Below are 21,441 nucleotides of genomic sequence, written 5' to 3' on the forward strand. Positions count from 1 at the left end.
TTCAAACGGGAACACTGAGTGAAGCCTGCCAAGCTCACTCTCATTAAAACTTTTGCGGTATTTTTCCAGAACATCAAATTCTGTGAAGCCCAAAGTTGGGTGAATTTCGGAAATATTTTGTATCTTAGCCATATCTTAGTCGGGGAATTTCCCCCGTTTTGGCCTTCAAACCTTATTTGCGGGGGAATACCTAAAGATACAAAAAAGCCAGCTAATTCGCAATATTTTGTGTATGAATTAGTTGGCTGATTTTATATTATTTACTGAATGTCCCTAACTAAATAAATATAAGGAAGTTAACTAAGCAAATACCGGCAAGTTAACTTCTTGCATCTATGAAGTTAACTATTGCAGGGTCATGCCAAGCAATTCTTCTAATGTGCCGTTAAAAACATTCAAATCGACTTCTTCTTCAATACCGGGAACATTGCCCGCATCGGTATGCTGCCAAAAATGCCATTTGCCCTCGTACCTTACGGAGTCAACGTAATAATGGGCTATCCAGTAAGGATAAGAGTCAAATATGGAATCGTTGAGATAACGTTTCTTGAACTTATAAGATGTGTAAAGAATCGGTTTTACGCCATAATGCGCCTCTACCCTGTCGAGCCATGTTTTAACGGCGAGTTTCAATTCTCGAGGCGATTTCTTTCCCGTGGTTTCCACATCGAGAACGGGCGGAAGGTCTCCCTTTGACAACTGCACGGTGCTAATAAAAAAATCAGCTTGTTTATGCGCATCCGTCTTAGGCAGGAAATAATGGTAAGCCCCCCGGATAAAACCGTGTTTCCGCGCCTGCCCGAAGTTTTCGGTAAAAGTCTCGTCACCGTAATCACCGCCTTCGGTAGCTTTCATGAAGATAAAGTGTATGGGAAATTCCGTATCCTTATTATGAAGGAGCCTATCCCAATCTACAATACCTTGGTAATGGGAAATGTCGATGCCATGCACCTCGTAATTGCAAGGCATACACACTCCATAGCCTTTCAGCCCGTAGCAAGGTTTCCAACGGTAAGCGTAAGGACGGACAAAGAACCAATAAAAGCCGGCAGAAAACACCGCAATAATACAAAATGCCAACAGATTGCGCAACCGTACAGGCATAGTACGAGACGCCACCTGCTTCTTTTTTCGGGAAGAAGTGTGGCGGGATGCAGGCCTACGACGGGGAACTGTACTGTTTTGGGAAGGCATTCAAGTATATTAAAGGATAAGTAGCCATTAAAAACAAAACACAAACTACACTGATTACACAAACTCAGGGTTGCGCAACTTATGTAATTTGTGTTTTAAATGAGGGAGTGTCGAAATCCTTTTCACCACAGATTGCACGCATTCATACGGATTGAAGTTAAACAATCGATTATCAGGACAGACAACCTTATCAAGACAGGCAATCTGCGATAATCCGCGTAGTCCGCGATGAATTCCGACACACCCCCATAAGATATTATTTACCTTGTTCGAGCTGCAAAGTCTTGGTAGGCTGGTCGCAAACCTCCGTAGGACCGAAGTACTGGATAGGACCCGGATAAACATAATCCGTTTCCACAGCCCAACGGTCGCGCTGTGCGGCGAATGCCTTGAAGGGAGCGCCATCCAGTTTCACCAGGGCTTTCTGGATAACCGGCTTCATCTCACCGTGACGGCGTTCCATATTCATCATCATCGTGATAGGCACACCGCCTGCAATCCATTCCTCGGCAGGAGCAGTCGTGTTACGTACGGAAGACATATAACCGGTCTTGCCGTTGGCTATCAATGCAGAAGCCGCATAACCCAGGGAGTAGCAGTAGTCGGCATCGAAGTTGGACGGAGCGGCGCAACGTCCCTCATAACCGAAGAAGTGGTGCTGTGCGGCGAACTTGCCTACGAACTTGCCTTCTTCCTTCCACTGCGCCAACTTGGTAGCTACCATTTCGGACAGCAGTTTCTCCGTTTCGATAAGGGATACCTGTACATTTCCATGCGGGTCGCGGTCCAGTGACAACTGGCGTGCAACGCCTTCGGGAAGGCTGGCATAGATAGCGGCATTTTCCGGAGAAAGCTTGCGGATGATATAGTCGCGCTGGTGCGACTTCTTGATTTGAGAGAATTCTTCCGCATTGGCAGCCAGGAAGTCATTCAACTCGGCGATAAGGCGTTTCATGGCCGGGATGAACTCTACCAGGCCTTCGGGGATAAGGACCGTACCGAAGTTATTGCCTTGTGCGGCACGGTTTGCCACTACCTGGGCGATGCTGGTTACGATGTCGTCCAAAGACATGTCCTTAGCCTCTACTTCTTCGGAGATGATACAGATATTAGGCTGCACCTGCAATGCGCATTCCAAGGCGATGTGCGAAGCAGAACGTCCCATCAGCTTGATGAAGTGCCAGTATTTGCGTGCAGAGTTGCAGTCGCGCTGGATATTGCCGATTACCTCGGAATAGGTTTTACAAGCCGTATCGAAACCGAAAGAAGTCTCAATCATCTCGTTTTTCAAGTCGCCGTCGATAGTCTTCGGACAGCCGATAACCTGCACGCCGCAATTCTTGGCAGCATAATATTCCGCCAACACGCATGCATTCGTATTGGAGTCGTCGCCGCCGATGATAACCAGCGCCTTGATATTCAGTTCTTTCAGGATTTCAAGCCCTTTTTCAAACTGTTCTTCTTTCTCCAGCTTGGTACGGCCGGAACCGATGATGTCGAAACCGCCGGTATTGCGGTACTCGTCGATGATATCGGCAGTCAGCTCCATGTAGTTATGGTCTACCAATCCGCCGGGACCGAGGATGAAACCGTACAGCTTGCTGTCTTTGTTCAGCTTCTTGATACCGTCGAAGATACCGGAAATCACATTGTGACCGCCGGGAGCCTGGCCGCCGGAAAGGATAACGCCCACATTCACTGCGGGAAACTCGGCAACCTCGTCCGTAGCTTCGAACTTAATCAAAGGCATTCCGTAGGTGTTCGGGAACAATTTCTTGATTTCTTCCTGGTCGGCTACCGATTGAGTAGCTGCACCAGCTACTGCTTTCACAGTACCTCTCAGCGCTTTCGGAAGTTTGGGCTGGTAGGCAGCCCTTGCAATTTGCAATGCACTTTTAGTCATTTCTCTTAATTATTTAAAGGTGTTAGTAAAGTTCCGTTTAAAAGCGTCGCAAATTTCGCTTTTTTTTCTGAAATATGAAAGCCTGTGAACGAAATAATTAACTATTCCTCTATCTGCCAGCCGCCGCCCAAAGCCTTATAAACATTCACTACCGCTATCAGTTCGTCGCGAATGGCATTGCTGACGCCGATTTGCGCATCGAAATATCCACGCTGGGCATCGAGAACATCCATATAATTAATAACACCGTTAATATACTGCAACTGCGCCAAGTCCACATACGTCTTGGCGGAACGTTCCAGTTTGAGACGCAACCGGTAGACCTCTTTTATCTTATTGAAATCCACTATGGCATTCTTGGCTTCCTTGAAAGCATTCAGTACAGTCTTTTCGTAGCTATGAACCTCGGCTTCGAACGAAGCTTTCCGCGCCTTCAGAGCGGCACGGTTCTTGCCCCAGTTGAAAAGCGGGCTCAGCACCGCCCCGTTCAACAACGTGTAGGGAGATTGGAGGAAATTGGACAGGACATCGCTCTCCAACCCGAACTCGCCGGTAAGCGCCAGCCGGGGAAACATATCGGTATAAGCCACCTTTACGCGGGCATGCTCCGCCCTGAGCTGCTGCTCGGCAGCACGGATGTCGGGACGGCGTTCCAGCAGGTCGGAAGGCAATCCCACCGGCAACGATTCCGGCACATCCAATTCCTGCAGGAAGCGGCTGCGCTCGATACGCGTAGGAAATTCGCCGGCAAGAAAAGCGATATCATTCTCCTTAATGGAGATTTTACGTTCCAAATCCGGAACAAGCGTGGCGGTACGTGCCAACTCCACCTCTGCCTGCTGATAGGAAGTTTCCGAGGTAAGCCCGCCCTGGAAACGAAGCCGTGCAAGGCGTACACCCTCCTCACGGGCTTGCTGCGTCTGACGAACGATTTCCAGCTCCGTATCGAGCGCCACCAGTTCATAATATGCCTGCGCCACCTCGGCGACAATTGTCATCCGCAAGGCGCGCTGGGCTTCCACGCTCTGCAAATAATCGGCAATGGCAGCCACCTTTTTCCAACGCAGGTTTCCCCAGAGATCGAGCTCCCACGACAGCAGCGCCTTCGCCTCGTAAGTGTCGATTTCGTTGCGGCTATGCCCGCCGTAGTTTTCCACTTCATGTTCCGCCTCCACTTTCCCGTTCAACTGCGGCAGCAGATTGGCCACACTGATACGCTTCTGCGCAGCCATTTCCTTTACGCGGGCGGCAGCGATGAGCATATCCTTGTTATATTCCAATGCGCGTTCTATCAGGTTGCGCAGGGTATGGTCGGTATAGACCGCCTGCCATTGCTCGTCGGCAATACTTACACTGTCCTGCTCCTCCGTCAGCTTGTCGGGCAATGTCATTTCAGGACGGACATAACTTTTGCCTACCTTGCACGATGTGCAGAGAACCGCGGCAAGCAGCAGGAGTATATATATATTCTTTCTTTTCATAAGTACATAATCAGAATTCGTTTACAACAATATCATCATCAGTCTTTCTTGATTTTATGCTGCACCTTCGCCTTTGCCTTGTAAATCATGACAAAGAAGAACGGCACGAGCACGATGCCGAACACTATGGCAAAAATCATTCCGAAGAACACTCCCGTACCGATTGCCTGGCGGCTTGCAGAACCCGGCCCGCTTGCCAGCACCATAGGAAGCATGCCCAGCACGAAAGCAAGCGAAGTCATCAGTATCGGACGGAAACGAAGCTGAGCGGCATGAATGGCCGACTGTATCAAATCTCCCCCGTTATCCACCTGCACCTTGGCGAACTCTACGATAAGGATAGCATTCTTTGCCGCAAGCCCCACAAGCATTACCAGGCCTATCTGGAAGTAAATATCATTCTCCAGGCCGCACACGGCAACACCCAGATAAGCTCCCAAAGCAGCTACCGGCAAGGAAAGCAGCACGGCGATAGGTACTGTCCAGCTTTCGTACTGTGCGGCAAGGAAAAGAAAGACGAAAAGGAACACCAGTGTCAGCACCAGCCCGGTCTGTCCGCCGGCCTTCTTCTCCTGGTAGGAAAGCCCGCTCCACTCGATACCGATGTTATCCGGCAAATGTTCGCGCGCTATTTGCTCCACAATCTCCATGGCCTGGCCGGAACTGTATCCCTGCGCAGCCGAACCGCGGATAACGGCAGTGGTGAACATATTGAAACGCTTGATACTGCCCGGCCCCGTGGTATAAGACGCATTGCCCAGGGAGGTCAGCGGAACCATTGCCCCATTGGCAGCCTTCACGAAGAACAGGTTAATGTTCTCCTTGTGTTCGCGGTACGGCGCTTCCGCCTGGATATACACCTTATATATACGGTTGAACATATTGAAGTCGTTCACATAGACAGAACCAGTATAGGCTTTCATCGTAGAGAACACATCTGCCAGCGGCACACCCAGCATCTTCACTTTGTCGCGGTCTACATCGAAATAGAGTTGCGGAATCTCGGACTGCAAAGAAGAAGAAAGCCCCGTCAGCTCCTTACGTTTCCGGGCATAATACATCAGCGTATCCGCTGCCTGCACCAGATTTTCGAAGGTAGCCTCGCCGCGCGCCTCGAGCTGCATCTCGAAACCTCCCGAAGTACCCAGGCCGGGAATGACGGGCGGGGTGGAAAGATAAACCCTGCATTCGGGATACTCTTTCAAGTCCGCCTCTACCTTCTCCATAATCTTGTTAATGGTAGTATTCTTACGCTCCTCCCACGGCTTCAGGATAACGGTCAGCTCGCTACGCGCCTGGTTGCTGCCCACACGCGGGCTGCTACCCGTTACGTTCTGCACATAAGCCACATAGGAATTCTGTTCCAGGTATTTCACGGCACGGTCGGTCACCGCACGGGTACGCTCCAGCGTAGCGCCTTCCGGCAATTCCAGCTCCACCTTAAAGTAGCCCTGGTCTTCTACCGGCAAGAAGCTGGTAGGTATCAGGCGGTGAATGATGAAGATAGCAATCAGTACCATGCCGAATGCGCTCATCAGGCGTCTGGGATGCTTGATAACCCGGCTGATGACACCGATATACTTATGGTTGCCCAAATTCAGCCACTCGTTTATCTTACGGAACACGATATTCTTTTTCTTCCCGCTGTTCGGCTTCAAGATAAGCGAACACATTACGGGGCTGAGCGTCAGCGCCACGACCGTAGAGAGCAATACCGACACGGCGATAGTGATAGTGAACTGGCGGTACAACTGCCCGGTAATGCCGCTCAGGAAGCTCACCGGCACGAACACGGCACAGAGTACCAGCGAGGTGGCTATCAAAGCGCCTGCCAAGCCGTTCATCGCCTTCTTGGTAGCTTCGTAGGGCGAAAGCTTTTCCGTCTCCATTAAATGCTCCACGTTCTCCACCACCACAATGGCGTCGTCCACCACAATACCGATAGCGAGAATCAATCCCAGCAACGTCAATATATTCAGCGAGAAGCCGAAAATAAGCATGAAGCCGAAAGTACCGATTAGGGATATGGGCACTGCCACAATCGGAATCAGGGTGGCACGCCAGCTCTGCAAGGAAAGGAACACTACCAGCACCACAAGAATCAACGCCTCGAACAATGTTTTATATACTTCGTGAATGGACTCCGAGATATAAGTAGTCATATCGAACGGTATTTCGTAACTCATTCCCTCGGGGAAGTTCGCACTGATTTCCTCCATTGCCTTCTTCACGTTGTCCGCCACCTCCATGGCATTGGCTCCGGGAAGCATATAAATACCGAGCACAGCCGCATTCTCGCCGTTGATACCGCTCTCCGTACTGTACGAAGACGCCTCGAGCGATACGCGTGCCACATCGCGAAGCCGGATAATAGACCCGTTGGCATTGGCGCGCACCACGATATCCTCGAACTGCTTTGCCGAGCTCAGACGGCCTTGCGTCGTAATAGGAATGGTGATATCCAGCCCCTGCACCGGCTGTTGTCCCAGCACACCGGCAGCCGATTCGCGGTTCTGGTCTTTCAGCGCATTCTGCAAATCCTGCACGGTCAGCCCGAAGCTTGCCAACCTGTCCGGCATAGCCCAGATTTGCATGGCATAGTAACGGCTGCCTATATTGGATACACGTCCCACGCCGGGAATACGGCGCAAGAGGTCCAGCACATTGATTGTAGCGAAGTTACTCAGGTAGATTTCGTCGAATTTCGGGTCGCTGGAAGTCAAGCAGATAGTCATCAACTGGCTGGGCGCCTGCTTCTCTACCGAAATACCGTTCTGGATAACTTCGGCAGGCAGGCGGCTCTCCGCCAGCTTCACGCGGTTCTGGATTTCTACGGCGGCCAAATCGGGGTCGGCAGACACATCGAAGGTCACCGTTGCCGAGAAACCGCCGGAATTGGAACTATTGGACTCCATGTACAACATGCCCGGAGTACCGTTTATCTCCTGTTCGATAGGAGTTGCCACCGCCTGCGACACGGTCAGCGCGCTCGCTCCCGGATAGGATGCGCTGATTTTTACAACGGGCGGCGTTATCTGCGGATACTGGTCTACCGGCAGCATCGTCAGACCGATGATACCGACAATAACAATCACAATCGATATCACCGCCGAGAATACCGGGCGGTCTATAAAGAAGCTTACTTTCATACTGTCATTACTTTGAGAGGTTGTTATCCTTTTACTTTAATTCTCGGAAGAAACTTTCCTGTTCAAAGCATTATCCTGCAACTCTTCCTCCTTTGCAGGGATAGCGGCCTGCGCACGCACTTTCATACCCGGAGTAAGCTTGTGGAAACCCTCCGTAACCACCTGCTCGCCGGCCACCAGCCCGCGCTCGACCACCATATTGTTGCCGAACTCCGGTCCCAGCTCGATGAAACGCTTCTCGACCGTAGAATCGCGGCGCATCACATAGATATAAGCGCCGCCCTTTTCGATAGTAACCGCTTTTTGGGGAACCGCCACCGCTCCTTCACGCACGTCCAGCAGCAGCTTCACTTTGGTAAACTGCCCCGGCAGCAGTACCCTGCTCGGGTTGGGCATCTCGGCGCGGACGGAGAACGTACCGGTTTGCGGGTCTACCTGCGGCTCGGCAAAGTCCACATACCCCTTATAAGGATATACGGTGTTGTCTGCCAAGGTAATCGTAATGTTAGGCTGCCAGGAACGGGTAGAATCCTGACGGCCTATCTCGATGTTCCGCTCCTTGCTCTTAAGATAGTCCAGTGCGGTCATGCTGAAATCCACCAGCACCGTATCGCTCTTCACAACGGTGGCGAGCAATGATTTACCGCCCGGACCAACAAGGGTTCCCAAGTCCACATTTCTCTCACTGATATGTCCCGACAGAGGAGAGCGCACAATGGTGTACCCCAGCTCCAGCTCCGCCTGGTCGAGGTCTGCCTGGCTCATGATAACAGAGGCCTCCGCCGTTTCGTAAGCTGCCTGCGCATTATCCAAATCCAACTGGCTGGCAGCGTTCTGCGCATACAAGGGGCGGATACGCTCCAGGTCGCGCTTGGCCTTCAAAGCCTGCGCCTCATCCTTTTTCAACTGCGCACGTGCCTTATCCGCCTTGGCGCGGTACTGGTCTTGGTTGATAACGAACAGTACCTGGTTCTTGGTTACATACGTACCTTCATCGAAAAGCATGCTTTCCAAGTAACCCTCCACACGCGCACGGACTTCGACGAACTGCTGCGCGCGGATACGTCCTACATATTCGCCAAAAATCTCCACATCGCCCACCTCGGCAGGTTCCACGATTACAGTGGGCGCTTCCGGCTGTACTTTCTTAGGCCAGGTCAATATCAGATAGCCGGCAAGCAGCACCGCCATGCAGGCTATCATCATTATCACCCGTTTTTTTCTCAGCTTTAATTCTTTTTTCGTAAAAAATAGTCTCATGCTTGTTTGTTTATTTAATTTAGCCCTGTTTTCCTTTTCAAAGCAAACGCAATGCCACATGCGGGCAAAAGCCGTCCAATACCATATAATAAATTAATTATCAGTCATAAACACGCAACCCAAGTAGGCATTCCCCGCCCCTATTCCACACTCCTGTTGTAGAAAATCTCCACAAATGTAGAATTATTCTACGATTCGTTTCTCATTAAAAACACATAAAATCCCATTTTTCCTCTATATTCATTGAGAAAAACACTATCTTTACCGAAAATATATCAATTCATTCACATAAAAAGTAAAGATTATGGCAAGTAGAAAAGTATTGAAAAAGAACGTCAACTATATCGCCGGCGAGCTATTCGCAGAATGTCTCATAAACAGTTTGTACGTACCCGGAACAGACAAGAAGAAAGCCGATGAGCTAATGGCCGAAATCCTGAACATGCAGGATGAGTTCATCAGCCGCATCAGCCACACCGAGCCGGGAAACGTAAAGGGTTACTACAAGAAATTCCGTTCCGACTTCAACGCAAAAGTGGACGAAATCATTGAAGCCATAGGCAAACTGAAATAAAAAGGATGAAGAAAAGACTGTATAGTTTTATCTACTACCGCCTGTTAGGCTGGAAAACGAATGTAACAGTACCCAATTACGACAAATGCGTTATCTGCGCAGCACCGCATACCTCCAACTGGGATTTATTTATAGGCAAGCTGTTCTACGGCGCTATCGGGCGGAAAACCAGCTTCATGATGAAGAAAGAGTGGTTCTTCTTTCCCCTGGGACTGATATTCAAAGCCGTTGGCGGCATACCGGTAGACCGTAGCCGCAACACTTCCTTAGTAGACCAAATGGCACACAGGTTTGCCGGAAGCAAACAGTTCCATTTGGCCATTACCCCGGAAGGAACGCGCAAGCACAATCCCAACTGGAAAAAGGGATTTTACTTTATCGCATTGAAGGCGCAAGTTCCTATCATGCTCATCGGTATAGACTATCCTACCAAGACCATTACCTCCACCAAGGCGATAATGCCGACGGGAGACTTCGAGAAGGATATGCACGAGATAAAACTTTATTTCAAGGACTTTCACGGAAAGAATCCTGAAAACTTTTCAATCGGAACGATTTAAAGGAGTATATACCTGTTAAAGCAATATATTCCTGTTATAAGCAATATATACCTATTAAAGGAATATATACGTGTTAAGGGAATATGTACCTATTAAAAGAGTATATTCCTGCCACTTGTCTTATAGGTACGGGGTACACGGAAGCCTGTGGCCTTCCAGCGCATAGAACAAGCCGAACCGCATGCTTCCGCACAATCCGTACCGACACGACAGAGAGGGCAGTATTCAATCCAATCCAGTTCTGTTATGACGAACCGACTGCGTGTCAGTATCCTGCAAACGGATATTGCCTGGGAAAATAAACAAGACAATCTCCGTCGCCTCCGCGAAAAGCTGGAAACACTTCGCGGGGCAACGGAGATTGTCGTTTTACCGGAAACATTCTCCACCGGATTCAGTATGGACACCGGCAAGCTGGCCGAAGCGGTAACGGGCGATACGATTACGACTCTGCGCCAATGGGCGGCGGAATACCGTATAGCCATTGCCGGCAGCTACATATCCTGCGAAGGCATTCCCGCCTCCTCCGAAAACAGCCCGCTATCCGGCGGACATCCCGCATACTACAACCGCGCCTTTTTCCTCACCCCCGAGGGAGATGCCTACTTTTACGACAAACGGCACTTGTTCCGCATGGGCGGCGAAGCGGCGCATTTCACGGCAGGCAGCAGCCGTCCCGTTATCCCGTACCGGGGCTGGAACATATTGCTGCTTGTTTGCTACGACCTCCGCTTCCCGGTATGGAGCCGGAATGTAAACAACGGATACGACCTCCTCATTTATGTAGCCAACTGGCCTGCACCCCGGCGGAAAGCCTGGGACATACTCCTACAGGCGCGTGCGCTGGAAAACATAAGCTATGTTTGCGGCGTCAACCGCATCGGCGTGGACGGCAACCGGTTCCTTCACAACGGCGGCAGTGCAATCTACTCCCCACGGGGCGAGCTGCTTGCCGGAGTACCTGATGATGAAGAAGGGATAGCCACCGCGGCACTCGAGCTTTCCGCCCTGCAACAGTTCAGGGAAAAGTTTCCCGCCTGGAAAGACGCGGATACCTTTTCTATCGTTTCAGATAATAATTCACGGTAGTTACCACACGTATGCTCTTGATGTAAGGCGTATTGGCATCCCTGTCCGATATGGAGAACTGTCCCTGCGAGGCATTCCTTATCTTGCCCAGGCTGCTGTCGGAGTCCTTTGCAAACTTCTCGGCGGCGGCACGGGCATTCTTCGTAGCCTCCTCTATCATGCCGGGTTTCACCTCATTCAGACCGGTAAACTCATACACCACATTATAACGGTAGTCGCCTCCGCTAATGGCAATCCCCTGCTTCAACAGCTCCGCCTGCTCCGTCATGAGCTTCCGCACCTTATCCACATTCTTCGACGTAACCGTAATTACCGACGTCGCATTATAGCGGTAAGCGATGTCGCGGTTACCATAACGCTCGGCCTGCATATCTATCACTTCCGGGGGAGCGATGCTGATTTCATCCTTCGCAATACCGTTGCTTTCCAAAAACTTCACAATAGCCTTGTTCTTCTGCTCCATATTGGCATAGAGTACTGAAGGGTCGTTTCCGATATCCTTATACATCAAAGGCCATATCACCTTGTCGGCAGGCACTTCCATTTCCGCCAGCCCCTTTACGCTGACAATACGCTCCTTGTCTATAAAATCGTTTATACCCCATTTTATCATCACCCCCAACAGAACCATGCCGGCGGCGATAATGGCAGCTTCCATTTTCCAGTTTTTCATACTCAGTCGTTTTTTTAAGTTTATTAGCAAATATACCGTTTTCTCTATATGAATAAAACAAAATAACGAAATTAAAGTTCCGGCTCCCTGCAATCCGGATTAAAAAGATATTAAATAGGTGTTTCTTTAAACATTACGCATCCATTTTTAGAGTATTTAATACAAATACCTAAATATATGGAGTGCATCTTACCCAAAAAGTGGCTATTTTTGTCCTTTGAAATGACGTCTGACGACCGAAACGATTAATTTATTAACACTAACCCCTAAATCCTATGTTGACTCAACTCATCAACGCCCGTATCCTGACCCCCCAAGGCTGGCTCAAGGACGGCTCCGTACTTATCAGGGACGGACAAATCTTAGAAGTAACCAACTGCGACCTCGCCGTTATCGGCGCACAGCTAATCGACGTAAAAGGCATGTACGTACTGCCCGGCGGCGTAGAAATCCATGCGCACGGCGGTGGCGGACGCGACTTTATGGAATGTACCGAAGACGCCTTCCGCGGCGCCGTCAAGACCCATATGAGATACGGAACCACCAGCATATTCCCCACCCTCTCCTCGTCCACCGTACCGATGATTGAGCAGGCGGCGGAAACCTGCACCAGGATGATGTCCGAGAAAGACAGCCCGATACTGGGGCTCCACCTCGAAGGCCACTACCTGAACATGGCAATGGCGGGCGGACAGATGCCCGAAAACATCAAGAACCCGGACCCCAATGAATACATCCCTATCGTAGAAAACTGGCACTGTATCAAGCGCTGGGACGCCGCTCCCGAGCTGCCCGGAGCCATGCAGTTCGGCAAATACATCACCGGAAAAGGCATCCTGGCGTCGGTAGCCCATACCCAGGCGGAATTCGAGGACATACGTACCGCCTATGAAGCTGGCTATACGCATGCCACGCATTTCTACAATGCAATGCCCGGATTTCACAAACGCCGCGAATACAAGTACGAAGGAACCGTAGAAAGCATCTACCTCATGGACGACATGACCGTAGAAGTAGTGGCGGACGGCATCCACGTGCCGCCCACAATCCTGCGCCTGGTCTACAAGATAAAAGGCGTGGAGCGGATGTGCGCCATTACCGACGCCCTGGCATGTGCGGCAAGCGACAGCAAGGAAGCCTTCGACCCGCGCGTCATCATCGAGGACGGCGTGTGCAAGCTCGCAGACCACTCCGCCCTGGCGGGCAGCATAGCAACCATGGACCGGCTGATACGCACCATGGTACAGAAAGCCGACATTCCCCTGGCAGACGCCGTACGCATGATATCCGAAACGCCGGCACGCATCATGGGCGTGTACGACCGCAAAGGCTCGCTCCAGAAAGGAAAAGACGCCGACATCATCGTAATGGACGAAGACCTGAAGATAAGAGCTGTATGGGCTATGGGCAAATTAGTGCCCGAAACCGATACTTTATCATAAAAATTGTTCCGGCAAGATACGAATGAACCATGTTTTTCGTATTTTTGTTAAGTTTTAATAAGCAAGCAACTTTAATCATTTATTAATAACCCAAAATGTATGAAAACCAATCTTAGTTCTCAAATTACTCTCAACAGAGTATCCCCCAGGTATTACAGACCTGAGAACGCTTTCGAGAGGTCGGTACTGACGCGGCTCGAAAAAATCCCGACAGACATCTACGAATCTCCCGAAGAAGGCGCCAACCAGATTGCCCTGGACATCGCACAGATAATCCGCGACAAGCAGAAAGCCGGCCGCTTCTGCGTACTGGCACTGGCAGGCGGCAATTCGCCCCGTAACGTCTATACAGCCCTGGTGCGCATGCACAAGGAAGAAGGATTGAGTTTCCGCAACGTAGTGGTATTCAATCTTTACGAATATTACCCGCTGGCATCGGACGCGGTCAACAGTAACCTCAACGCATTGAAGGAAATGCTGCTCGACCACGTGGACATCGACATGCAGAACGTATTCAGCCCCAACGGAACCATTGCCAAAGACACTATTTTCGAATACTGCCGCCTGTACGAGCAGCGCATCGAGAGCTTCGGCGGAATTGACGTAGCCGTGCTGGGCATCGGGCGCGTAGGCAATATCGGTTTCAATGAACCGGGCTCACGTCTGAACTCCACCACCCGCCTGATTTTGCTGGACAGCGACTCGCGCAACGAAGCGTCCAAGATGTTCGGCAGTATCGAAAGCACTCCGGTAAGCTCCATTACAATGGGTGTGGCAACGATTCTCTCCGCCAAGAAGGTGTACCTGCTGGCATGGGGCGAGGAAAAAGCCAAAATGGTAAAAGAGTGCGTAGAAGGCAATGTAACGGACACGATTCCCGCCTCTTACCTGCAAACGCACAACAACGCCCACATCGCCGTCGACCTCTCGGCTGCCGCCAACCTTACCCGCATCCAACGCCCGTGGCTGGTAACCTCCTGCGAATGGAACGACAAACTGATTCGCAGCGCTATCGTATGGCTGTGCCAACTTACCGGCAAACCTATCTTGAAGCTGACCAACAAAGACTACAATGAAAACGGTTTGAGCGAGCTGCTCGCCCTCTACGGTTCCGCCTATAACGTAAACATCAAGATATTCAACGACCTGCAGCACACCATTACGGGCTGGCCGGGCGGCAAGCCGAACGCAGACGACACCTACCGCCCCGAGCGTGCCAAACCCTACCCCAAGCGCGTCATCGTATTCTCTCCGCATCCGGACGACGACGTTATATCCATGGGAGGCACTATCCGCCGCCTGGTAGAGCAGAAACACGATGTGCACGTGGCATACGAGACTTCCGGTAACATTGCCGTGGGCGATGAAGAAGTTATCCGCTTCCTGCACTTCATCAACGGCTTCAACCAGCTTTTCAACAACAGCGAAGACCAGATTATCAACGAGAAATATGCGGAAATCCGCAACTTCCTGAAAGAGAAGAAAGACGGCGACATGGATACCCGTGACATCCTGACTATCAAAGGCCTGATTCGCCGCGGCGAAGCGCGTACCGCCTGCACGTACAACAACATCCCGTTAGACCACTGCCACTTCTTAGACCTGCCGTTCTATGAAACCGGTAAGATTCAGAAGAATCCTATCAGCGAGGCCGATGTGGAAATCGTACGTAACCTGCTGCGCGAGGTGAAGCCTCATCAAATCTTCGTAGCCGGCGACCTTGCCGACCCGCACGGCACGCACCGCGTTTGTACGGATGCCGTATTCGCGGCTATCGACCTGGAAAAGGAAGAAGGCGCCAAGTGGCTGAAAGACTGCCGCATCTGGATGTACCGCGGTGCATGGGCAGAATGGGAAATAGAAAATATCGAAATGGCAGTGCCTATCAGTCCGGAAGAACTGCGTGCCAAACGCAACTCTATCCTGAAGCACCAGAGCCAAATGGAGAGCGCACCGTTCCTGGGCAACGACGAGCGCCTGTTCTGGCAGCGCAGCGAAGACCGCAACCGCGGTACGGCGGCACTGTACGACAGCCTGGGTCTGGCATCTTACGAGGCAATGGAAGCATTCGTAGAATATATTCCGCTGTAAATATCCGCAGAATATCAATATTCACTGAAGGGGGAGCTTAACAAGTTCCCCCTTTTTTCGTAGGCAAAGGTACGGAACTTCGAGGAGCCAGCATGTACCGATTCCTCCTTATACATATATATCAGCTAATCTAAATAAATAGGTATATCGTCTGACCTAATAAATATATATGAGTTTACTTAAATAAATTAAGTATATCACCCGACCTAAATAGATATATCAGTTGATTTAAATAAATAGGTATATCATCCGACCTAAATAAGCCCCAAGATTAGGTATATCTTTTTTTGATTTTGAAGCGGGAGAAGTTATAAATAAAAAGCAGGAACTTAACAAGCTAAATATCAAGCTTATGAAGTTCCTGCTTATGAGCCGCTAGCCAGACTTGAACTGGCGACCTACGCGTTACGAATGCGTTGCTCTACCAACTGAGCTATAGCGGCGATAGCTTTTGTTTACGGGGTGCAAAGGTACATCTTTATTTGAATTTGCAAAAAGATTTGCATGATTTTTTATAAATATTTCCGGAAATATGCTTTTCCACCTTTGTAATATGGCATTTTATCCTCCGGTTATAAAGAAGAAATGCACTATAAACAAGAAATATACTATAAAACAAGAAATATACTATAAAACAAAAAGCGCGGCTATAATAATAAGTGCATTACAAACAAGGAATACATAATAAGCAAGAAATACATTATAAACAAGAAGTACACTATAATAATAAAAAGTGCACTATAAATAAGAAATACATTATACCGCAACACGATTCACTATTGAAAAACAAAACGTTTCCCCGTGACACCCAAAGGATGTCGAAAAGTTTAACAGTTGCGATAAAATCAAACATCGACAGTATGACGGCAAGAAGGCGGTGCAAGAAAGGCTGCAAATGGCATGTATCCTATCTTTGTACGCATCGCAGCAAACAAAGAGCGCCCCTCCCTCTCCCGTGAATAATACCCTGAAAGCATACCGTTTATTCTAAAATCTTACTAACTTTGCCCGACTCAAAGAAGAAAAAGACGATATGGAAAAGAAGAAAAAACGAATCTTTCTCGGAATACTCGTATCCTTGCTGCTTATAGGCATTGCAGGTACGGGAACGGTATATTACTACCTGTTCGCGCCGCAATTCTATCCGCACAAGACAGCCTACATCTACATCGACCGCGACGATACGGCAGACTCCGTATATAATAAGGTAAAAGCGCAGGGAAACCCCAAAAGCTTCGCTGGCTTCAAATGGATGGCACAGTGGAAAGACTACTCCCGCCACATCCGCACCGGACGCTATGCGGTACGCCCCGGCGAAAATGTTTACCACGTATTCAGCCGCCTTTACAGAGGGTATCAGGAGCCTATGAACCTGACGATAGGAAGCGTGCGCACCCTGGACAAACTGGCACGTAGCGTAGGGAGACAACTGATGATTGACTCCGCCGAAATAGCCCGTGCTATGAACGACTCGCTGTTCCGGCAGAAATTAGGATACGGCAAGGAAACGATAGCCTGCCTCTTTATCCCCGAAACCTACCAGGTGTACTGGGACATGAGCGTAGACGACTTCTTTGAGCGGATGCAGAAAGAACATCGAAAATTCTGGAACCGGGAACGGCTCGACAAAGCCCGGGCTATCGGCATGACGCCGGAAGAAGTATGCACCCTTGCCTCTATCGTCGAGGAAGAGACGAACAACAACCCGGAGAAACCCATGGTTGCCGGACTGTACATCAACCGCCTCCGTGCCGGCATGCCGCTGCAAGCCGACCCCACCATAAAGTTTGCGCTGCAAGACTTCGGGCTGCGCCGAATATCCAACGCACACCTCGCTGTCGATTCGCCGTACAACACCTACCTATACCCCGGCCTGCCGCCCGGTCCTATCCGCATTCCTACCCCTGCCGGGCTGGACGCGGTATTGGACTATACCCGGCACAACTACATCTATATGTGCGCCAAAGAGGACTTTTCGGGCACTCACAACTTCGCATCCAACTATGCCGACCATATGAGAAATGCAAGAAAATATTGGAAGGCATTAAACGAAAGAAAGATTTTCAATTAATCTTGTAATAAAATAAAAGCAAAAAGCTATATTTGCGACTATTATCAAAACCATGACTAACACTTAAAAGAAATGAGCAAGCAACTCTTACTTGGCGATGAAGCCATTGCACAAGCTGCATTAGACGCCGGTCTCTCCGGTGTGTACGCCTATCCGGGCACTCCCTCGACAGAAATTACCGAATACATCCAAACGGCGCCGATTGCCGCCGAAAGAGGTATCCACCACCGCTGGTGCTCCAACGAAAAGACTGCTATGGAAGCCGCATTGGGCATGTCGTTCGCCGGAAAACGCTCGCTGGTATGTATGAAGCACGTAGGCATGAACGTGGCTGCCGACTGCTTTATCAATTCCGCCATTACCGGCGTTAAAGGCGGTACAATCGTCATTGCAGCCGACGACCCCAGCATGCACTCATCGCAAAACGAACAGGACAGCCGCTTCTACGGCGACTTCGCGTTAATCCCGATGTACGAACCGAGCAACCAGCAAGAAGCCTACGATATGGTGTACAGCGGCTTTGCCTTCTCCGAGCAGACCGGCGAGCCCCTGCTGATGCGTATGGTTACCCGCCTGGCACACTCGCGTTCCGGTGTGGAGCGCAAAGCGCAGCAACCCCAGAACGAGCTCGCCTTCAGCGACGACCCGCGCCAGTTCATCCTGCTCCCCGGCAATGCACGCAAACGCTACAAGCTACTGCTGCAACGCCAGGACGAATTTATCGAAGCATCGGAGAATTCACCCTACAACAAATACGTAGACGGTCCCAACAAGAAACTCGGTGTCATAGCTTGCGGCATCGGTTACAACTACCTTATGGAGAATTACCCCGAAGGCTGTGAATATCCGGTACTAAAAATCGGCCAATATCCGCTTCCCAAGAAGCAGTTGATGCAACTCGTGGAAGCCTGTGATGAGATACTCGTACTGGAGGACGGCCAGCCGTTCGTAGAAAAGCAACTGAAAGGCTACCTCGGCATCGGCGTAAAAGTAAAAGGACGCCTGGACGGAACATTGTCGCAAGACGGAGAGCTGAACCCGGACAGCGTAGCCCGCGCCATAGGCAAAGAGAACAAAGCGGAATTCGCCGTTCCCGCACTCGTGGAGATGCGCCCGCCCGCCTTGTGCGAAGGCTGCGGCCACCGCGACATGTACACGGTACTGACCCAAGTACTGCGCGAAGAATACCCCGGCCATAAGGTATTCAGCGACATCGGCTGCTACACCTTAGGCGCCAACGCCCCCTTCAACGCCATTGACTCGTGCGTGGATATGGGAGCTTCCATTACAATGGCTAAAGGCGCTTCGGACGCAGGAGTACATCCCGCAGTTGCCGTTATCGGCGACTCCACATTCACCCACTCCGGCATGACCGGCCTGCTGGACTGCGTAAACGAGAACGCCAACGTAACTATCGTCATCTCCGACAACGAGACTACCGCCATGACCGGCGGACAAGACTCTGCCGGAACCGGCCGCCTCGAATCCATTTGCGCAGGCATCGGCGTAGCACCGGAACACATCCGCGTGGTCGTTCCGCTGAAGAAGAACTACGAGGAGATGAAACAGGTAATCCGCGAAGAAATCGAATACCGCGGCGTATCCGTCATCATCCCCCGCAGAGAATGTATCCAAACCTTAGCACGTAAGAAACGAAATAAGTAAAACCATGAAAAAAGACATTATACTTTCCGGCGTAGGTGGACAAGGTATCCTCTCTATCGCCACCGTAATAGGCCAGGCAGCCCTTAAAGACGGGTTATACATGAAACAAGCCGAAGTGCACGGAATGAGCCAGCGGGGTGGCGACGTACAGTCCAACCTCCGTATCAGCGACCGGCCTATCGCTTCCGACCTCATCCCCACGGGCAAGTGCGACCTCATCATCTCCCTGGAACCCATGGAAGCATTGCGTTACCTCCCCTACCTCAACCCCGAAGGCTGGCTGGTAACCAACGCAGCTCCTTTCATCAACATCCCCAGCTACCCTGCCGAAGAAGCCCTCAGAGCCGAGCTCGACAAGCTTCCCCACAAGATTGTGCTGAACGTAAACGAAGTAGCCAAAGCAACAGGCTCTCCGCGCGTTGCCAACATCGTACTGCTGGGAGCCACCATTCCGTTCCTCGGTATCGACTACCGGAAAGTGCAGGACAGCATCCGCGACATTTTCCAACGCAAAGGCGAAGACATCGTCGAGCTTAACCTCAAAGCCCTGGCAGCCGGCAAGGAAATAGCAGAAAACCTGATGTAAATCAAAATTTCCATAACCATGAATGACAAATACTGGGAAGAAGAGATAGAAACCATGCCGCGCGAGCAGTTGCGCGAATTGCAACTTCAACGGCTCAAAAAAACAATCAGTATTGCGGCGAATTCTCCCTATTACAAACAAGTATTTCAAGAACACGGCATCACAGCGGACAGTATCCGGTCGGTAGAGGACATCCGGAAAATTCCATTCACCACCAAGGCAGACATGCGTGCCAACTACCCATTCGGGCTCGTAGCGGGCAATATGTACGAAGACGGCGTACGCATCCACTCCTCCAGCGGAACCACGGGAACGCCTACCGTCATCGTACATTCCCAGCACGACCTGGACTCCTGGGGCAATCTCGTGGCACGTTGCCTGTACACAGTGGGCGTACGCAAAACCGATGTTTTCCAGAACAGTTCCGGCTACGGCATGTTCACCGGCGGGTTAGGCTTCCAGTATGGAGCCGAACGCCTGGGAGCGCTCACCGTACCGGCGGCAGCCGGCAACAGCAAGCGGCAGATAAAGTTCATCATGGACTTCAAAACCACCGCCCTGCATGCCATTCCCAGCTATGCCATACGCCTGGCGGAGGTGTTTCAGGAAGAGGGCATCGACCCCGCCTCCACTACCCTGAAAACGCTTGTTATCGGAGCCGAGCCTCATACGGACGAACAACGCAGGAAAATCGAACGGATGTTGGGCGTCAAAGCCTACAACAGCTTCGGAATGACCGAGATGAACGGCCCCGGTGTAGCCTTCGAATGTACCGAGCAAAACGGCATGCACTTCTGGGAAGACTGCTACCTGGTAGAAATCATCAATCCGGAAACCGGCGAGCCCGTGCCCGACGGTGAAATCGGAGAACTGGTCTTGACCACCCTCGACCGCGAGATGATGCCGCTGATACGCTACCGCACGCGCGACCTCACCCGCATACTTCCCGGTAAATGTCCTTGTGGGCGTACCCACCTGCGTATCGACCGCATCAAAGGCCGCAGCGACGATATGTTCATCATCAAAGGAGTCAACATCTTCCCCATGCAGGTGGAGAAGGTATTGGTACAGTTCCCCGAGCTGGGCAGTAACTACCTCATTACTCTGGAAACCGTCAACAACCAGGACGAAATGGTCGTAGAGGTAGAGCTCAGCGATTTGTCCACCGACAACTATATAGAACTGGAAAAAATACGCAAAGCTATCTCCCGCCAACTGAAAGATGAAATTCTCGTCACGCCCAAAGTGAAACTCGTTAAGAAAGGCTCCTTGCCTCAAAGCGAAGGAAAAGCTGTCCGGGTGAGAGATTTGCGGGACAACAAATAATATTTTGCCGGCATGCAATACTTGCGTTATCGCATTGCAAGCCGGCAACTTTAGTATTGCAGGTTGGTAATCTTAAATAGGGACATTCAGTAAATAGAATAAAATTAGCCAACTAATTCATACTTAAAGTATTGCGAATTAGTTGGCTTTTTTGTATCTTTAGGTATTCCCCCGCAAACAAGGTTTGACGGCCCAAACGGGGGAAATACCTCAACTAAGATATGGCTAAGATACAAAATATTTCAGAAATTCACCCTACTTTGGGCTTTACAGAATTTGATATTCTGGAAAAATATCGCAAGAGTTTTAATGAGAGTGAGCTTGGCAGGCTTCATTCCGTGTTCCCGTTTGAGCGTTTGGCAAAAGCCGCAGGTCTG

15 protein-coding genes, 1 tRNA gene and 1 pseudogene are annotated in these 21,441 nt (G+C 50.6%); 10 read left to right on the top strand and 7 right to left on the bottom strand.

Translation table 11 applies throughout. From position 1 onward, the window contains the following. Nucleotides 1–345: 345 nt before the first annotated feature. The 5 genes from C233_RS0120040 to C233_RS23025 all read right to left on the bottom strand — a co-directional run bounded on the left by C233_RS0120040 (nt 346) and on the right by C233_RS23025 (nt 8,987). On the bottom strand, nt 346–1,194 hold the full coding sequence (locus C233_RS0120040) for a glycoside hydrolase family 25 protein (RefSeq protein WP_081626139.1): 849 nt from the start codon (nt 1,192–1,194) through the stop codon (nt 346–348). Nucleotides 1,195–1,450: 256 nt separating this feature from the next. Continuing rightward, on the bottom strand, nt 1,451–3,097 hold the full coding sequence (locus C233_RS0120045) for a diphosphate--fructose-6-phosphate 1-phosphotransferase (protein ID WP_018669292.1): 1,647 nt from the start codon (nt 3,095–3,097) through the stop codon (nt 1,451–1,453). Nucleotides 3,098–3,198: 101 nt separating this feature from the next. Further along, nucleotides 3,199–4,578: an efflux transporter outer membrane subunit gene (locus C233_RS0120050; protein WP_018669293.1), complete on the bottom strand. Its 1,380-nt coding sequence runs from the start codon at nt 4,576–4,578 to the stop codon at nt 3,199–3,201. Nucleotides 4,579–4,616: 38 nt separating this feature from the next. Continuing rightward, nucleotides 4,617–7,727 carry an efflux RND transporter permease subunit gene (locus C233_RS0120055; RefSeq protein ID WP_018669294.1) on the bottom strand — a complete coding sequence of 1,037 codons (3,111 nt, stop codon included), beginning with the start codon at nt 7,725–7,727 and terminating at the stop codon, nt 4,617–4,619. A gap of 36 nt (nt 7,728–7,763) precedes the next feature. Further along, nucleotides 7,764–8,987 carry an efflux RND transporter periplasmic adaptor subunit gene (locus C233_RS23025; RefSeq protein WP_051089662.1) on the bottom strand — a complete coding sequence of 408 codons (1,224 nt, stop codon included), beginning with the start codon at nt 8,985–8,987 and terminating at the stop codon, nt 7,764–7,766. 304 nt (nt 8,988–9,291) lie between these two features. Between C233_RS23025 and C233_RS0120065 the strand changes: the two genes are divergently transcribed. From C233_RS0120065 to C233_RS0120075, 3 genes are all read left to right on the top strand, one after another. Then, on the top strand, nt 9,292–9,561 hold the full coding sequence (locus tag C233_RS0120065) for a hypothetical protein (RefSeq protein WP_018669296.1): 270 nt from the start codon (nt 9,292–9,294) through the stop codon (nt 9,559–9,561). 5 nt (nt 9,562–9,566) lie between these two features. Beyond that, the gene (locus tag C233_RS0120070) at nt 9,567–10,121 is read left to right on the top strand and encodes a 1-acyl-sn-glycerol-3-phosphate acyltransferase (RefSeq protein ID WP_018669297.1); all 555 of its coding nucleotides are present in this window, start codon (nt 9,567–9,569) and stop codon (nt 10,119–10,121) included. Nucleotides 10,122–10,367: 246 nt separating this feature from the next. Beyond that, nucleotides 10,368–11,210 carry an amidohydrolase gene (locus C233_RS0120075; protein WP_018669298.1) on the top strand — a complete coding sequence of 281 codons (843 nt, stop codon included), beginning with the start codon at nt 10,368–10,370 and terminating at the stop codon, nt 11,208–11,210. Here C233_RS0120075 and C233_RS0120080 read toward each other — a convergent pair. Then, on the bottom strand, nt 11,182–11,883 hold the full coding sequence (locus tag C233_RS0120080) for an SIMPL domain-containing protein (RefSeq protein ID WP_018669299.1): 702 nt from the start codon (nt 11,881–11,883) through the stop codon (nt 11,182–11,184). The two genes, C233_RS0120075 and C233_RS0120080, sit on opposite strands and share 29 nt — an antisense overlap. A 275-nt stretch (nt 11,884–12,158) precedes the next feature. Here C233_RS0120080 and nagA point away from each other — a divergent pair, with 275 nt between their 5' ends. Both nagA and C233_RS0120090 read left to right on the top strand, forming a co-directional pair. Continuing rightward, nucleotides 12,159–13,325: an N-acetylglucosamine-6-phosphate deacetylase gene (gene nagA, locus C233_RS0120085; protein ID WP_018669300.1), complete on the top strand. Its 1,167-nt coding sequence runs from the start codon at nt 12,159–12,161 to the stop codon at nt 13,323–13,325. Nucleotides 13,326–13,424: 99 nt separating this feature from the next. Beyond that, nucleotides 13,425–15,416 carry a glucosamine-6-phosphate deaminase gene (locus C233_RS0120090; RefSeq protein WP_018669301.1) on the top strand — a complete coding sequence of 664 codons (1,992 nt, stop codon included), beginning with the start codon at nt 13,425–13,427 and terminating at the stop codon, nt 15,414–15,416. 370 nt (nt 15,417–15,786) lie between these two features. Here the strand turns inward: C233_RS0120090 and C233_RS0120095 are convergent. Beyond that, nucleotides 15,787–15,859: transfer RNA gene (locus tag C233_RS0120095), tRNA-Thr, on the bottom strand. Nucleotides 15,860–16,449: 590 nt separating this feature from the next. Here C233_RS0120095 and mltG point away from each other — a divergent pair. The 5 genes and pseudogenes from mltG to C233_RS23855 all read left to right on the top strand — a co-directional run. Further along, a complete protein-coding gene (mltG, locus tag C233_RS0120100) occupies nt 16,450–17,487 on the top strand; it encodes an endolytic transglycosylase MltG (RefSeq protein WP_018669302.1) in 1,038 nt (345 codons plus the stop codon). Nucleotides 17,488–17,559: 72 nt separating this feature from the next. Continuing rightward, nucleotides 17,560–19,152 carry a thiamine pyrophosphate-dependent enzyme gene (locus tag C233_RS0120105; protein ID WP_018669303.1) on the top strand — a complete coding sequence of 531 codons (1,593 nt, stop codon included), beginning with the start codon at nt 17,560–17,562 and terminating at the stop codon, nt 19,150–19,152. Nucleotides 19,153–19,156: 4 nt separating this feature from the next. Next, a complete protein-coding gene (locus C233_RS0120110) occupies nt 19,157–19,738 on the top strand; it encodes an indolepyruvate oxidoreductase subunit beta (RefSeq protein ID WP_018669304.1) in 582 nt (193 codons plus the stop codon). Between the two features lie 18 nt (nt 19,739–19,756). After that, complete coding sequence (locus C233_RS0120115) at nt 19,757–21,064, top strand: phenylacetate--CoA ligase family protein (protein ID WP_018669305.1); 1,308 nt, start codon at nt 19,757–19,759, stop codon at nt 21,062–21,064. 221 nt (nt 21,065–21,285) lie between these two features. Next, nucleotides 21,286–21,441, top strand: a pseudogene (locus C233_RS23855) (DDE transposase); the annotation flags it as partial.

The organism is Bacteroides gallinarum DSM 18171 = JCM 13658 (genome assembly GCF_000374365.1).
GTDB classification, from domain to species: domain Bacteria; phylum Bacteroidota; class Bacteroidia; order Bacteroidales; family Bacteroidaceae; genus Bacteroides; species Bacteroides gallinarum.

Bases quoted from the DNA above. Each gene is read 5' to 3' on its own strand.
- C233_RS0120040 (WP_081626139.1), bottom strand. From the start codon at position 1,194: ATGCCTTCCCAAAACAGTACAGTTCCCCGTCGTAGGCCTGCATCCCGC.
- C233_RS0120045 (WP_018669292.1), bottom strand. From the start codon at position 3,097: ATGACTAAAAGTGCATTGCAAATTGCAAGGGCTGCCTACCAGCCCAAA.
- C233_RS0120050 (WP_018669293.1), bottom strand. From the start codon at position 4,578: ATGAAAAGAAAGAATATATATATACTCCTGCTGCTTGCCGCGGTTCTC.
- C233_RS0120055 (WP_018669294.1), bottom strand. From the start codon at position 7,727: ATGAAAGTAAGCTTCTTTATAGACCGCCCGGTATTCTCGGCGGTGATA.
- C233_RS23025 (WP_051089662.1), bottom strand. From the start codon at position 8,987: ATGAGACTATTTTTTACGAAAAAAGAATTAAAGCTGAGAAAAAAACGG.
- C233_RS0120065 (WP_018669296.1), top strand. From the start codon at position 9,292: ATGGCAAGTAGAAAAGTATTGAAAAAGAACGTCAACTATATCGCCGGC.
- C233_RS0120070 (WP_018669297.1), top strand. From the start codon at position 9,567: ATGAAGAAAAGACTGTATAGTTTTATCTACTACCGCCTGTTAGGCTGG.
- C233_RS0120075 (WP_018669298.1), top strand. From the start codon at position 10,368: ATGACGAACCGACTGCGTGTCAGTATCCTGCAAACGGATATTGCCTGG.
- C233_RS0120080 (WP_018669299.1), bottom strand. From the start codon at position 11,883: ATGAAAAACTGGAAAATGGAAGCTGCCATTATCGCCGCCGGCATGGTT.
- nagA (WP_018669300.1), top strand. From the start codon at position 12,159: ATGTTGACTCAACTCATCAACGCCCGTATCCTGACCCCCCAAGGCTGG.
- C233_RS0120090 (WP_018669301.1), top strand. From the start codon at position 13,425: ATGAAAACCAATCTTAGTTCTCAAATTACTCTCAACAGAGTATCCCCC.
- mltG (WP_018669302.1), top strand. From the start codon at position 16,450: ATGGAAAAGAAGAAAAAACGAATCTTTCTCGGAATACTCGTATCCTTG.
- C233_RS0120105 (WP_018669303.1), top strand. From the start codon at position 17,560: ATGAGCAAGCAACTCTTACTTGGCGATGAAGCCATTGCACAAGCTGCA.
- C233_RS0120110 (WP_018669304.1), top strand. From the start codon at position 19,157: ATGAAAAAAGACATTATACTTTCCGGCGTAGGTGGACAAGGTATCCTC.
- C233_RS0120115 (WP_018669305.1), top strand. From the start codon at position 19,757: ATGAATGACAAATACTGGGAAGAAGAGATAGAAACCATGCCGCGCGAG.